The following is a 13,117-nucleotide window of genomic DNA, read 5'->3' as shown; positions in this document are numbered from 1 at the left end:
GCGATTGAGCCTCAAGTACACGTTATTTTAAAAAGTTATAACCTCCACTCATAAAAGACAAAAGTAAACTTAATGATGAAACTGACTCAAGCAGATTTTCAGGAACGTCGCGACCGCCTGGCAGAAGAAATGGGTCCGCACAGTATTGCGATTATTGCCACCAGTCTGGTTGCTATGCGTAACCGTGATGCAGATTATAAATTTCGTGCGGACAGCAGCTTTTTTTACCTGACGGGATTTGCAGAACCTGAAGCAGTGGCTGTCATTGAGACGTTTGAGTCGATTGATGAAGGTTATACCTATAGCTTGTTCTGCCGTGAACGTAACCGTGAAATGGAAATATGGAACGGTTACCGTGCCGGTGTAGATGGTGCAGTAGATGATTATGAGGCTGATGAAGCCTATGCGATTGATCTGTTAGATGAAGAAATTATCGAGAAATTGCTCGATAAACAGAAATTGTTCTATCGTATTGGTCAGCAAGCTGATTTTGATGCGCGTGTAGCAAAGTGGATTGCTGAGGCCAATGGTGAATCACGTCGAGGTACCTCTGCACCTGCAAATGTGATTCAGCTGGATCGTATTTTAGATGAAATGCGTTTACATAAATCCGAAAAAGAAATTAAGTTGATGCAACTTGCATCGAACATCAGTAGCGAAGCCCATACCCGTGCCATGCAAACTGTGCGTCCGGGCATGATGGAATATGCACTTGAAGCAGAAATCAATTACATCTTCGGTAAAAATGGTTGTGTGCCTGCCTATAACAGCATTGTTGGTGGTGGAGCAAACGCCTGCATTCTGCATTATGTGGAAAATGACAAAGAGCTAAACGATGGGGATTTAGTCCTGATTGATGCAGCATGTGAATATCAATTGTATGCATCGGATATTACCCGTACTTTTCCTGTGAATGGGAAATTTAGCCCTGAACAAAAAGCGTTATATGAACTGATTTTAAAAGTACAACTTGCAGCGATTGATGCGGTACGTATCGGCAATTCATACAAAGAACCGCATAATGTTGCTGTTCGAATTATGGTTGAAGGTCTGCTTGAACTTGGCTTGATGAAAGGCGATATTGACGAAATTATTCAAAAAGAAACCTTCCGTCAGTTCTATATGCATGGTACTGGTCACTGGTTGGGTATGGATGTACATGATGTCGGTTCATATAAAATTGACGGTGAATGGCGTGCCTACGAAGAAGGTATGGTCGTTACTGTTGAGCCGGGTCTGTATATTGCCCCAGATGATGAAACAGTGGATGCCAAATGGCGGGGTATTGGTATCCGCATTGAAGATGATGTAGTCGCTACCGAAAATGGGCCACTGGTACTGACCAAAGATGTGGTGAAAACAGTAGAAGATATTGAAGCGTTGATGGCAAAAGCGAAAGCTGCCTAAGCGATTTTTTAGTATTAAAAGCCGGTCAGATGATCGGCTTTTTTATTAAAGATGCAATATCTTTGTGTAAGGCCTTGAGATATTTTATGAAGAATTAACCATGATTTATGCAGTGAATGGAGAGGATGTGCCTGTTACTTGTTATATCCATTTTCCTAACAAATATGGTCGGTTTGATACTTATTGAATTCGAGAGATGATTTAATTTACGTTTATCGCGAATAATTCAAATAAAACTAACCTAGTTAAAATTTAAGTTCTATAAACTGACACTAATTCAACATAGAAAATCGGTTTTTAGCATCAAAGCAACATATTAAATATACTTTCCTTCTCATACTTTCCCTGATCCTCAAATAAACTTAAACAAGAGTGGGAGAAAAATGATGAGATTAAATACTATAGACTGGGTTGCTTATGCTTTAACCATTATTGGTGGCCTAAACTGGGGCCTAATTGGTGCATTTGACTTCAATTTGGTCGCTGCAATCTTTGGTGAAATGAGCCCTCTATCTCGAATTGTTTATGTCTTGGTTGGTTTGTCTGCACTTTATTTAATTTATACAGGTACTAAATTAGGTAAATCAGTACAGCATGAGCCTCAGACCAGAGTTGTGCGTTAGCAGATAACGATCAAATACAAAGACCAACTTGAATCCTATTTTGATGACCTGGTTGATCCTAGAAAAAACGGAGCTTAAGCTCCGTTTTTTATGAGAAGAGGTGGAATTTATATATTGCTGTTGATCATTTTATCTCGAGAGCTAAAGTTATATAGCCGAAATTTACCCACACTTTAATTTCACCCGCAAGCGAAGCGCTAATTCATTATAAAAATGAAAATCTTTGATGTAATATAAAATCCATCATGATTATAAGTATCTAAACCTTGTAGATACGACATAAAAGGATCAAAGCATGCAGCAAGAAGTGATCATCGTAGGCGGTGGTATGGTCGGGCTAAGTTTAGCCTTAATGTTAGCTAAGGCAAACATTGGGGTGAAGCTGCTCGAAGCTATAAAATATCCAAATTATGATGATGCCAATCTTGCACCTTATCACTCCAGTTTTGATGCACGAAATAGCGCCTTGTCTCGTCGCACGGTACAGATTTATCAAGAACTCGGTTTGTGGAATGCCTTACAAGAACATGCAACGCCAATTCTTGAGGTACATATTACAGAGCAAGGCAGCTTTGGTAAGGCACGACTAAAAGCAGAACAAGAAAAAGTCGAAAGCTTTGGACAGGTGATTGAAAATGCCTGGCTCGGCCGTGTACTTCTCACGGAAGTTAGAAAACAGCCGCTTATTGAGTTGATTGATGGTGTACAAGTCACTTCACTAACGCAAGATGCTGATCAAGCTCATATTGAAGCTGTACGCAGTGAAGAAATCTTATCTTTACAATCCAAACTGGTGATCGCTGCTGATGGTCGTGATTCATTCTGCCGTAAAGCTTTGGGCATTGGTGCAGATGAACATGATTATGATCAAGTCGCGATTGTCACCACAGTGCAAACCTCAAAACCACACAACCATGTCGGTTTTGAGCGTTTTAGTCCGCTTGGGCCTTTAGCACTGTTACCGTTGCCGGGCGAATACCGCCGTTCCGTGGTTTGGCCAGTGAAAAAAGGAACTGAAGGTGAATGGTTAGGTGAAGAAAATGATCAGCATTTCCTAGATGCCTTACAAGAAACCTATGGTGATCGAGCAGGCAAGTTCCAAAAAACTGGTCGCCGTTTTAGTTTCCCATTGTCACAAGTACTTGCCGAAAAACAGGCAGTAGGGCGTGTGGTATTGATGGGTAATGCGGCACATACGATCCACCCGGTTGCAGGGCAGGGTTTTAATCTATGCATGCGTGATGCGTATGTATTGGTGCGTTCTCTGACAGAGCAATTATCCAAATCAGAAGATATTGGCGAGCCAAGCATGTTGCTTGCTTATGAGCAGGCACGCTTGACCGATCAACAGCGTGTGATCAAGTTCTGTGACACTGTGGTACGTGGCTTTAGTAACCAAAACCCGGTGCTCAAACTGATCCGCAATACCGGATTACTGGCTTTTGATACTATTCCGGGCATTAAACCATTGGTGGCAAATTACGCAATGGGGCTAAAAGCATGAGTTTAAATCAGTCAGATGTGCTAGATGTCATCATTATCGGTGGTGGTTTAGTCGGTGGTTTAACCGCATTGTTGCTTGCGCAAGGTGGAGTTCAAGCGACTGTTTTGGATGCTGCACCCATCTTGGATGAATCCAAAGTGCTAGGCGTAGCCAACCCACGTGTTTTAGCACTTAGCCAAGCCACCATCCATTTGCTCAAAACAGTGGGTGTTTGGGAAAAGCTTGCCCGTCAGATGCCTTATAGCGGCATGCAGGTGTGGAATAAAAATGGTTATGGTGAGATCAATTTTGGACAAGCGAGTCAAAATACTCCCAGTGCTGAACAGACTTTAGGTTCGATGGTGGAGCCGAGTGTTTTGAATTTAGCCATTCAGCAAAAAATGCTGGAGCAGCTGCAAGATTACCGTACTCAAGTCAAAGTCATACGCGTAGAACAAGGTGTGGGCGTCTGGCATATTCACTTGGCAGATGGTATAGAGCTTAAAACCAAACTGGTAATTGGTGCTGATGGCGCAAATTCATTTGTCCGTGAACAAGCTTTTATTGACCTGGATATCCTCGATTATAAACAAGCCGGTTTAACTTGCGCCATTCGAACTGCACAGCCACATCAACATGTGGCACGTCAGATTTTTCTTGAAACCGGACCATTGGCATTTTTACCTATGGCCAGTTTAAAGCCGGAACAAGACGGCTATTGGCAATCGATTGTGTGGACATTGCCTGACGATTATGCCGAAGAATATGCCGCTCTTGATGATGCCGATTTTACTGCACTTTTAACTCGTGAAAGTCATCACATGCTGGGTGAAGTATTAGAGGCAACACCACGGGCGCAATTTCCGCTTAAAGCACGTGCGGCACAGCAATATGTGAAAGCCGGCTTAGCCCTGATTGGCGATGCCGCGCATGTGATTCATCCGCTCGCTGGGCAAGGGGTCAATATTGGTTGTCTGGATGCTGCCATTTTATGTGATGCATTACTGCATGACAAAAAGCGTGGCGTATGGGCACATGAACAAACTTTGCAGCGCTATGAACACCGTCGCAAAGGACAAAATGATGCCATGATGCATAGTATGTCTGCGATTGGCTGGATGGAAACCACACAACTTTTCCCTGTAGTTTGGGCGCGAAATTTCGGCTTAAAACAGGTGGAGCAACATGCAGCCTTAAAAGATGCCTTTATGTCTCAAGCCAATGGATTACAGGTCTTAAAAGATACCTGTTATGCAGTTTGAGACTGAAGAGCTGCTTTTTGTACAAATATTCATATAAGTTTACTTTTTTGACTAAAAAAGATACGATTTTTTTGTATTTGACTCTATGCGAAACGATCAGAGATTGCTAAATTTCTTCCTAATTCAAAACCAATTCACATTGGAACTATGGAAGTCATTTGTGGGGAGAAAGAGAGATGACAGATATGAATGACTACGATGAAGCAGAAGAAACTGCAGTAGATGAGGATGAAGCGAAGGCTGCTGAAAAAGGGGCATCTGACAGTGAACCTACGCTAACTGATGGCGATGTGGCTGAAGCAGAAACTTTAACCGTGACTGCTAAACTTAAACAGCGTCAAGCCTTGGAAGATGAAGTTGCTGCGTTCCTTGCACGTGGTGGTCGCATTACTGAAGTCCCTGCGGATGAATCTGCAAAAGATTAATTAGTTCTTTGCTTGGTTTTTGTAAGGGATATAAAAAAGCATCACAGACGTGATGCTTTTTTAGTTTTTACTGGCTCATTTTTAATCTTGATTGGTAAGTTCCAAAGCACGTTGATACGCCACTTTCTTTTTGATGCCTGTCAAATCGGCTGCCAATTGTGAAGCAGCTTTTACCGATAGATCTTGCAATAGACGCGTCAATAATTGATCCAGTTTTTCTTGATCTAAATCCTTTTCTACCGTTGCACCACCAATGACTAAAACAATTTCGCCTTTTTGCTGGTTATGGTCAGATTCAATCAATTGAATTAATTCTGCCAAAGTCATTTTTTTGATGGTTTCAAAAGTTTTCGTGATTTCACGGGCAAAACCAACAGGACGCTCTGCACCAAAAATATCAGCCATATCTTTCACTGACTCTAAAATACGATGCGGAGCTTCATAAAAAATTAAAGTTTGAGTTTCATCTTTTAATTTTTCTAACTGAATTCGACGCTGAGATTGACGCGAAGGCAAAAAGCCTTGAAAACTAAAACGGTCGCTCGGCAAACCGACAGAGCTGAGTGCGGCAATCGCAGCACAAGCACCTGGTACAGGAACCACGCGAATATTATGCTCTTGCGCGGCACGAACCAGTTTAAAACCCGGGTCACTAATCAGCGGTGTACCTGCATCACTAATCAAGGCCATGTCTTCGCCATTCAGCAATCTTTGGATCAATATATCAATTTTGTTACTTTCATTATGCTCATGACACGCAGTCAGTGGAGTTGATATATTATGGTGCTTTAATAATTGAGCGGAAGTACGCGTATCTTCCGCCGCGATAATACTTACAGACTTCAAAACATGAATTGCACGATAAGTGATGTCATCTAAGTGCCCAATTGGGGTCGCTACAACAAATAACTGAGCACTCATAAGGTTTCTCCAATGTTGAATAATAAAAATAATTTAATAGGCTTCATGCTGTATTGCATTTTTAACCACGCACAAGCCGAAGTATTGGTCATTTTACCTGAATCGGGTCCTATGGCGCGAGCCGGATTGAGTGTCAAACAGGGTTTTATGAGTGCTTATCAAGCATCAGGTCAGAAAACTCCGATTAAATTTGTAAACTCGGATCAAAAACAAATTGTCCAGCTGTTAAAAAATAACGTGAATAAAAAAACTCAAATGGTGATTGGGCCTTTAGCACGCAATGAGGTGGAAGGGTTAAGCAAGAGCAAACCCAAAGTCCGTGTTTTGGCTTTAAATGAAGTCACTGATCAATCGGATAATGTCTGGCAATTCAGTCTATCCAAGAAAGATGATGCTTATGCGCTGAATCAGATATTGCAGAAAGATAAAATTAAGCAATTTTATGTTTTTCGCCAACCGGGAACAGAAGTTGACAGTGAACTTTTTCTTATGTCTTTAGTTTCACAAATTGATTATCCCTTAACTGTTGTCGAGGAAATACCGAAGAAGTTGAATAAGCAAAGCAGTTTATTACTGCTCGGAAATAATGAATGGCTCAATACTCTGGCTAAGCTGCCGAATAAAAATCTCTATGTATTGGCGAATGCCATTGAACAGCATCAACCGATTCCCAAAGGTGCGAGGTTTTGTGATGCGCCCGCTTTATATGATCCGGGATGGTCAGATGTAATTAAAGCCTATCAACACCATCCTGTTTCCATGCCGTATCAACGACTATTGGCCTTTGGCAGTGATACCTGGCATCTTGCTCAACAATATTTAGATGAACCGAATTTAAAAAGTATGGAGTTTGAGGGGCGTACAGGGTTGATTAAAATCAGCAATAATCAAATTCAGCGTATTCCACAGTGCTATGAAAATACCAGAAAAGGCATTAAGACCTTGTAATGGCAACGAATATGCAAGCTCATTTAAATTTAGGACAATGGGCGGAACAACAGGCCTTAGCACTTTTACAAGCTCAAGGTTTTGCGCTCATTGTCACGAATTATCATTGTCGATATGGGGAAATCGATCTGATTGTGCAAAAGGATCAGGAATTGATATTTGTGGAGGTGAAAGCACGCTCTGCGACTCAATATGCACAATCATGTGAAACAATTTCACCCTCTAAACAAAAGAAGATTATGAAATCTGCCTTATACTTTTTAAATACTCATCCACAATTCCAACAGTTTTATTGTCGTTTTGATGTGTTTTGTTTTGATTTTTTTCAACAATTTGCAAAAACAATACAGCAAGATTTTTCCAAATTCACTTATGATCAACAATGGATTGAAAATGCTTTTACTTTTGATCAAGAGTTTATTAATCTTTGAACAAAATCAGAGCGTAAATACTGAAATAAAATAGAATTGAAATTAACGATTAGGAGTCTTGCTGAGTGTTTAACCGTATTGCAATGACGTTACTGTGTGTAGCAAGTTTATCTGGTTGTGCAAGTTTCATCTCTGGTGGCACAGGAACAGCCCCAGTCGGAACAGAGAGTGGTGCCCGTTCACTTGGACAGGTGTTTATTGACTCTTCTATAGAACGTACCGCTAAAATTAATTTATATAAATTAGATGCACGATTTAAACAATCTCGTGTGAATATTGAAAGTTTTCATGGCAATGTTTTGTTGACTGGTCAAGTGCCAGATGCCCATTTAAAGCAATTGGCTGAAGATAATGTACGTGCCATGAGCGATGTCAAAACGGTACATAATTATATTAAAGTGGGCAACCAAATTGGTTATGCTACCATTATGCAAGACACCACGGTCACCGCCAACACGCGTGGACTGATTATGAAAGCCGTCGTGGTATCCGATAGTAAAGTCCGCATTCATACTGAAGATGGCATTTTATATGTGATGGGGCGTTTAAATAGTGCCGAGATCACGGATCTGAATCAGGTGCTTGAGCAAGTGGGGAATGTGACTAAAATTATTACTCTGATTGATAATGTTGAGCAATCACGTGCAGTGACTTCAAGTTTTAGCAGTCCTATGGTGTCTGCACAACCGATTGAACAAACACCTATAGCCATTGATCCTGACCAAGCTGAACCTACGAATGCTCAATAATGTAACTGAAGTGGTTAAAAAGAAACTGGAACAAAATGTCGCATTGGTGAAAATGTTTTACAAGGATTTTCGCCTTTACGATTTTGGTAGTTATGCACTGAATCGTTTAACCCCTAAAAAAGGTTATTCGGTCGTTGAAAACATTGCTTATGGCTTAAGAGCACGACAACGCTTAGATATTTTTACTGCTGAAGCACCACGTGAACAACGTCCCTTAATTGTATTTGTACATGGCGGGGCGTGGTTACATGGAGATAAAAAAGATTATCGCTTTGTCGGTGAAGCCTTTGCGAAAGAAGGTTATGATGTTGCAGTGATCAATTATCATTTGGCACCCGAACATGTATTCCCCAGTTATATTGACGATCTGAGTCTGGCATTAAACTATCTGACCCAGCATCAATCCAAACTGAATATACGCACTGAAAAACTGGTGTTGATGGGGCATTCGGCCGGTGCATTCAATGTCATGTCGGCACTATATCATCCGAAGCCGTATACCTTGCACTGCCGTGCCCAAATTCAAGCGATTATTGGATTGTCTGGACCTTATCATTTTGATTATAAAGATGATCCACTATGCGCCGAGGCGTTTGATCAGAGTGTACCTTTTCAACAGGTGATGCCTTATTATTTTATTGAATCAAACACGGTGAAGCATTACCTGTTTTTGGCATCGAATGATCAAGTGGTAGGTCATAATAATTCAACTGATTTGCATCGTATTTTGCAGGAAAAGGGCAATCATAGCCAAATTATTACCATCCCGGGGACAGGGCATGTTTCCATTATGGGATCGGTTTCGAGTTTGTTTAGTCGCTATTTTCAGACCAAGAAACAAATTTTAGCGGCTTTAGATGAAGCCCTAAAACCCTAGTTTATAACCATTCACGGGTGTCATCTGCAACAGGATGACCTTCGGTAATGTGTTTAATCATGGCGTAAGCAATGCTGCCTTTAAACGGAATTTCGGGCAGTTGATCCAATTTAAAAAATTGCGCATCGCTAATTTCTTCTTCTTGAAGTTTTATCTCTCCAGAAGCATATTCAGCGCGGAAAGCGAGCATTAAATTGCTTGGAAAAGGCCAGGGTTGGCTGGCAAGATACTGGACATTTTTTACTTTTAATCCGATTTCCTCAAAAGTTTCACGGCGTACTGCTTCTTCTAAGGTTTCTCCAACTTCGACAAAACCGGCAATCAGTCCATACATATTGCTTTTGTTTTTTGCATTTTTAGCCAGCAAAATTTCATCATCACCACGGGTAATGACCGTAATCACGCAAGGTTGTACTCGCGGATATTGGTGATAATGGCAAGCAGGGCAAATCATGGCATATTCAGTTGGATGTGCTTCTGTTAGATGCCCACAGTGACTACAGAATTTATGGTTTCGCCGCCATTCTAAAAGTTGAATTGCGCGACTGGCCTGTTCGAATTGTCTTGTATCCCAAAGCGTCAATAACTGACGGATAGGAACCAATTGTAAGCCTTGAGGAATAGGCTCGTGTTCGAGAAGATCACGGGCAATCACTTGATCCCCCGTGTTGAAGTGAAGATCACTTGCCAAACGTTCTACTTGAGGAAGTTGAAAATTTTCATCCACTAACAGTTGATGTTGATGAAAGATATAAGCAAGTGATAATTCAGACATTAGGCAACAGTTTTCAGTTTTTCGCTACTTTGCAATGCTACATTAAACATCGACTGCAATACAGGTTGTTTGTATTTTAAATTGTCAATCATCATATCGGCACTGGCTAAAGTATCGAGGGTGTGATTGATTTGTTCAGCATTAATCACTGTTGAACTTTCAATTTGCTGCTGAATAAAGTCTGCTGCTGTTTTTAACGCGGTTTGACCAGCTTCAGCATTTAAGAACAAGAGTGCACCCCCAATTTCACGCAATTGGGTCGGCAGATTTTCTACAGTTGCCAAATTGCTGTCTTGTAAATACTGCATTAGGGTTTGGCTAGCAAGCTCAATCACCGCTTTAGCTTCATTGAGCAAAGCAGCATGTGCTTCGTCTAAACGGTCTAAAGAGATATTCATGTTGTGCACACGAAGCTGTAAACGGCTGGAGGTGTGATGACGTTCCAGTACGCCAATTGAATTCATTGCAGAGAGAATGCAATTCATCAATTGTTGTGCAAAACCTTCATCTTTCAGCACTTCAGCACTGTTGAGCAAACTTGCTTGGCGTGATAAGTCATTAAAGGCTTCATTCAGATTGAGCACTTTGAAAATATTAGCAAGACTGCTTAATTTATCTTGTAACTCTCGTGTTTTTTCCGGGGTCATATTTTGATAGTTGTATTCGATGTCGTTACGAATTTGTGTCATTTCAGTGGTCACAAGTTCGCTAATCGTATGCATGGTATCAAAATCGGGACCATAAAGATGACGGCTGAATACTTGTAATTGTGTATCAGTCAGATGGTCTTCACCCAGATTAAGCTGGCTGCGGATATGCTCGGCAGTCTGATCTTCTTGGCTAATACACAAACTTAAAATATTGGCTAAATCGGCCAAGCTTGGCTTGAAACGATCAGGGGTGTTGAAGTACTGCGCCATATTGCGTTCAATGCTGACCAAGGTACGCAAACGCGGGTCATTTAGAAGCAAGTGATCAATCTGCTCAAATGCGACATGCACCAAATTCCAATATTGCTTACTTGGGGTATTTTCGGCAAGACCGGCTAAATATGCACCAACCAATTTGATGGCTTGTAAATCAAATTCGGTTTCTTCCTGTTTAATCAGCTTGTTTAAAGACAATTTATACAAGCGATGCACATATTTAGATTTCTCTAAGCTGGGGGCTTTAGGAAGCTGGAAATCAGGAGTGATAGAGTCAAGTAAAGACTCAATATGTTGACCTTCATGAGTAACAGGTTTACCCAATACAATTTCCAGACGATTGAGTGTATCGAGCAAGAATTGTGGGATTTTAACTTCACGCAAGCAAATGAATTCGATATAGCGCTTCATCATGGTGGTGCCTTCGCTTAAGGCGATCACTTCTTGGGTGTTAATTTGCGCAGGATTCCCCATGATTTTGCGCATTAACTCAGCAGAATATTGAGCGATTTTAGCCAAGGTGGGCATATCAATCAGCGCCAGTACCTGGGCACATTGCTCAAATTGATTCAGTGCATCATCAATACCAAAAGGTAAAGTTTGATCTTCTGCTAAGCTGCTAACCGCTGATTCGACTAGTTTAATTGAGTTATCAACCTCATTTTTTATTATCAGCAATGCAGTTGGGTCAAAATGAATAGAGGTTTGGTAAGACATGTATCTGCACCTTTCCTAGTGTTTTATCTGTTTATGAGCAGCCCGTTAAAGGCGAAACTTCTTTACATTCAACTATAACTTAACTGTTAAATGTTTAAATACAAAAAACCACTAGAAATGTAGATTTTATTTTGCAAAAAGACAAGCTGTGCCATGTTTTTCTTCAAATTCTTTGACCCATGTCTCATGTGCTTCAAGTTCATGCTCTGAAGGCAAGATGACGGGAAGTTCGATTTGTACACTTAGACGTGCAGTCTGTGCCTCTTGTTGCTCACTCTCGGTCAAGGTATCCATGTCGAAGGAAACTTGACCACCGGTCATGGCTAAATAGACATCTGCCAGAATTTCAGCATCGAGTAATGCACCATGGAAAGTACGGTCTCGTTGCGGGATTTCATAACGGCGCACCAAAGCATCAAGGGAGTTTTTCTGCCCTGGATGTTTGCTTTTCGCCATGGCCAAGGTGTCGGTAACTTCACACACATCGGATAAAGCCACAAAGCCCGCACGTTTGAACTCCATGTTTAAGAAGTTCATGTCGAAGGTGGCGTTATGCGCAATAATTTCTGCACCTTTTAAATACTCAAAAAGGACATCAGCAATTTCTGCATACACCGGTTTGTCTTTTAAGAAATCATCTGAAATACCATGAATATTTTCAGAATCACCGACCGGTTTTTTCGGATTGATATAAATGTGAATGGAGCTACCGGTCAGTTTACGGTTGACCATTTCAATCGCACCAACTTCGATAATCCGGTCAGTGTCCTGGAAATAGAAACCAGTGGTTTCGGTATCCAGAATCAGTTGGCGCGGACCATGAACCTGCTTGGTTCGTGGTGTAATCACAATATGGGGATGCTCTACATTTAATAGATCAGGCGCAACACTTTCTACAATTTCGTCTTGAACTTCAGCTTCGTCATTGATCTCTTCAGACTGAATCATTTCTTGCGCTAAATTCTCTAAAGCTTCCGTGTCATCCTGTGCATCAGATTCCATTAAATCGAAACCAAAAGGATCATCTAGCAACCAATCCTTTTCCACTTTTTTTTTATCTAAAACCACAGCTTCTTCTAATGGGTTTTCGGCTTTTGATGATGGATTTTTCATGTTGGCTAAGGTTTGGTCTGCACCCAGGTTGGCAAGTTGATCTGCCATTTCATTGCCTGGATGTCCAGAATGACCTCTAATCCAGTTCCATTCAATTTCACGACCTTGGCAGGTTGCATCCAGCAGTTTCCACAGGTCTGGATTTTTAACATCTTTCCAGTTTTTCTTTTTCCAGCCATGAATCCACTCGGTAATGCCTTGTTTCACGTAATTGGAATCTGTCCAGATAATCAGTTTGGCATCGGTCGGGCAGGATTTAATCCCTTCAATGGCCGCAGTGAGTTCCATGCGGTTATTGGTAGTTTCCGGCACACCGCCAAACAGCTTATGCTCTTCAGTTTCAGTAATGACATATGCACCCCAACCGCCTAAACCTGGATTGCCGCGGCAAGCGCCATCGACATAGAGTGTGATTGTTTGAGTCATATAAACCAAATCCGAACGAGTGAAAGTCAAATTG

At 41.3% G+C, this 13,117-nt stretch carries 13 protein-coding genes; 9 read left to right on the top strand and 4 right to left on the bottom strand.

The annotated features are described in order from the left end of the window. The first annotated feature begins 75 nt into the window (after window positions 1-75). The 5 genes from pepP to E0409_RS00770 all read left to right on the top strand — a co-directional run bounded on the left by pepP (window position 76) and on the right by E0409_RS00770 (window position 5,200). On the top strand, window positions 76-1,407 hold the full coding sequence (gene pepP, locus E0409_RS00790; protein WP_165541279.1) for a Xaa-Pro aminopeptidase: 1,332 nt from the start codon (window positions 76-78) through the stop codon (window positions 1,405-1,407). Window positions 1,408-1,793: 386 nt separating this feature from the next. After that, entirely contained in the window at window positions 1,794-2,030 is a 237-nt protein-coding gene (locus E0409_RS00785; protein WP_131286680.1) for a DUF378 domain-containing protein, read from the top strand. Between the two features lie 295 nt (window positions 2,031-2,325). Further along, window positions 2,326-3,534, top strand: a complete 1,209-nt coding sequence (ubiH, locus tag E0409_RS00780) for a 2-octaprenyl-6-methoxyphenyl hydroxylase (RefSeq protein ID WP_131286624.1) — start codon at window positions 2,326-2,328, stop codon at window positions 3,532-3,534. Beyond that, window positions 3,531-4,775, top strand: coding sequence for an FAD-dependent monooxygenase (locus tag E0409_RS00775; RefSeq protein WP_131286622.1), 1,245 nt, complete (start codon window positions 3,531-3,533; stop codon window positions 4,773-4,775). The genes ubiH and E0409_RS00775 overlap by 4 nt, the downstream gene beginning before the upstream one ends. 176 nt (window positions 4,776-4,951) lie before the next feature. Continuing rightward, window positions 4,952-5,200: a hypothetical protein gene (locus tag E0409_RS00770; RefSeq protein ID WP_131286620.1), complete on the top strand. Its 249-nt coding sequence runs from the start codon at window positions 4,952-4,954 to the stop codon at window positions 5,198-5,200. An 81-nt stretch (window positions 5,201-5,281) separates the two neighbouring features. Here the strand turns inward: E0409_RS00770 and rsmI are convergent, their stop codons facing one another. Continuing rightward, the gene (rsmI, locus tag E0409_RS00765; RefSeq protein WP_131286618.1) at window positions 5,282-6,121 is read right to left on the bottom strand and encodes a 16S rRNA (cytidine(1402)-2'-O)-methyltransferase; all 840 of its coding nucleotides are present in this window, start codon (window positions 6,119-6,121) and stop codon (window positions 5,282-5,284) included. A 12-nt stretch (window positions 6,122-6,133) separates the two neighbouring features. Here rsmI and E0409_RS00760 point away from each other — a divergent pair, with 12 nt between their 5' ends. From E0409_RS00760 to E0409_RS00745, 4 genes are all read left to right on the top strand, one after another. Then, window positions 6,134-7,069 carry a penicillin-binding protein activator gene (locus E0409_RS00760; protein WP_131286616.1) on the top strand — a complete coding sequence of 312 codons (936 nt, stop codon included), beginning with the start codon at window positions 6,134-6,136 and terminating at the stop codon, window positions 7,067-7,069. Then, on the top strand, window positions 7,069-7,500 hold the full coding sequence (locus E0409_RS00755) for a YraN family protein (RefSeq protein ID WP_252151754.1): 432 nt from the start codon (window positions 7,069-7,071) through the stop codon (window positions 7,498-7,500). The genes E0409_RS00760 and E0409_RS00755 overlap by 1 nt, the downstream gene beginning before the upstream one ends. A 65-nt stretch (window positions 7,501-7,565) precedes the next feature. After that, complete coding sequence (locus E0409_RS00750; RefSeq protein WP_131286614.1) at window positions 7,566-8,249, top strand: BON domain-containing protein; 684 nt, start codon at window positions 7,566-7,568, stop codon at window positions 8,247-8,249. Further along, window positions 8,239-9,126: an alpha/beta hydrolase gene (locus E0409_RS00745; protein WP_131286612.1), complete on the top strand. Its 888-nt coding sequence runs from the start codon at window positions 8,239-8,241 to the stop codon at window positions 9,124-9,126. The genes E0409_RS00750 and E0409_RS00745 overlap by 11 nt, the downstream gene beginning before the upstream one ends. A 1-nt stretch (window position 9,127) precedes the next feature. Here E0409_RS00745 and nudC read toward each other — a convergent pair whose 3' ends face one another. The 3 genes from nudC to dnaQ all read right to left on the bottom strand — a co-directional run bounded on the left by nudC (window position 9,128) and on the right by dnaQ (window position 13,083). Continuing rightward, window positions 9,128-9,901: an NAD(+) diphosphatase gene (gene nudC / locus E0409_RS00740; RefSeq protein WP_131286610.1), complete on the bottom strand. Its 774-nt coding sequence runs from the start codon at window positions 9,899-9,901 to the stop codon at window positions 9,128-9,130. Then, window positions 9,901-11,544 (bottom strand): chemotaxis protein, encoded by a 1,644-nt coding sequence (locus E0409_RS00735; protein WP_131286608.1) that lies wholly within the window; start codon window positions 11,542-11,544, stop codon window positions 9,901-9,903. The genes nudC and E0409_RS00735 overlap by 1 nt, the downstream gene beginning before the upstream one ends. A 126-nt stretch (window positions 11,545-11,670) precedes the next feature. Then, entirely contained in the window at window positions 11,671-13,083 is a 1,413-nt protein-coding gene (gene dnaQ / locus E0409_RS00730) for a DNA polymerase III subunit epsilon (RefSeq protein ID WP_131286605.1), read from the bottom strand. Window positions 13,084-13,117 lie beyond the last annotated feature (34 nt).

Origin of the sequence: Acinetobacter sp. ANC 4862 (assembly GCF_004336635.1) — a bacterium.
Lineage (GTDB): Bacteria > Pseudomonadota > Gammaproteobacteria > Pseudomonadales > Moraxellaceae > Acinetobacter.
Note: the sequence above shows the minus strand (reverse complement) of the source record. Positions and strands in the feature narration are given on the sequence as shown.